Consider the following 1,317-nt stretch of genomic DNA (forward strand, 5'->3'; position numbering starts at 1 on the left):
CGAAGCCACCGGCAAGTACCAGACCTGTGCCACAGCCTCAGTCGACAACCTCTTCGGCCTCAACGACCTTTTCTACGTCAACGCCAACCACAGCATCGACGGACACGTCCTGGGCAACCCGCGCCGCGGCACCGAGGGCCAGACCGTCCACTACTCGCTGCCCTGGGGCTACTGGCTGCTGGGTTTCACCGCATCGAGCAGCCAGTACCAGCAGACCGTGGCCGGGCTGACCCAGGACTACATCTACGCCGGCAAGGCCAACAACGCCGAAGTCAGACTCTCGCGTCTCATCTATCGCGACCAGCGCCGCAAGACCACGCTTTCGATCCGCGCCTTGCGGCGCGAGTCGCGTAGCTTCATCGACGACACCCAGATCGAGAACCAGCACCGCGTGGTTGGCGGCTGGGAGGCCAGCCTGAGCCACAAGGAGTTCATCGGCGAGGCCACGTTGGATGGCACTTTCGCGTTCCGCCAGGGCACTGGTGCCTTCGGTGCCAAGCGAGCACCCGAGGAGGCTTTCGACGAAGGCACCAGCCGCTTTCGGCTCATGACGGCTGATGTGAGCCTCAACGTGCCTTTCACGTTCGGCGAGCAGAAGTTGCGCTACGCAGGCCAGTGGCGTGCGCAGTGGAACCAGACCCAGCTCACGTCACAGGACCGCTTCGGCATTGGCGGGCGCTACACCGTGCGCGGTTTCGATGGCGAGACCAGCCTGCTCGGCGAGCGCGGCTGGCTGCTGCGCCACGACATCGGCTGGGCCGTAGGGCAGAGCGGGGCCGAACTCTATACAGGCATCGACTACGGCCACGTGGGCGGCAAGTCGGTCGAGTGGCTGTTGGGCAATCACCTAGCAGGCGGTGTGGTCGGCGTGCGCGGGGCATGGAAGGGGCTGAACTACGACGTCTTCATGGGCGCGCCGATCAGCAAGCCCGAGGGCTATCGCACTGCGAAGGTGACTTTGGGGTTCAACCTCAATGCGAGCTTCTGACACGCCGCTCGTCGCGTCCTTGAGAGTTCTCGCATGATCGAGACAAGGGCCCATCGCTGCATGAGTTCGTTCGCCAGGCCGTTCTTGCTGGCGACGTTCTGCGCGGCGACTGTTGGATGCACTTCCGTCCCCAAAGAGCCCAAGGCCGTCGTCGAGGCCTACCGCCGGTTCCTCCTCGACACGGAGACGCCGTTTCTCCGTCGAGCCCAGAGGCATCTTGGAATGCAGGCCGAAGTCGACCCTGCTGCGCTGGAAGAGGGCCGCTTCACACGGTTGGGGCCATCGCCCGGGAATGCATTCAACTACGCGACGGTCACCCTGTACAAAGC

2 protein-coding genes are annotated in these 1,317 nt (G+C 64.2%); both read left to right on the plus strand.

Annotated features, from left to right (window positions below):
* Positions 1–988 (plus strand): ShlB/FhaC/HecB family hemolysin secretion/activation protein (locus ACSFA3_RS23705; protein ID WP_435507863.1); only part of this gene is annotated, 988 nt, incomplete at its 5' end.
* A gap of 60 nt (positions 989–1,048) precedes the next feature.
* A partial coding sequence (locus tag ACSFA3_RS23710) for a hypothetical protein (RefSeq protein ID WP_435507864.1) occupies positions 1,049–1,317 on the plus strand: 269 nt, incomplete at its 3' end.

Origin of the sequence: Variovorax glucosi, from assembly GCF_051216695.1 — a bacterium.
GTDB lineage: Bacteria > Pseudomonadota > Gammaproteobacteria > Burkholderiales > Burkholderiaceae_C > Variovorax.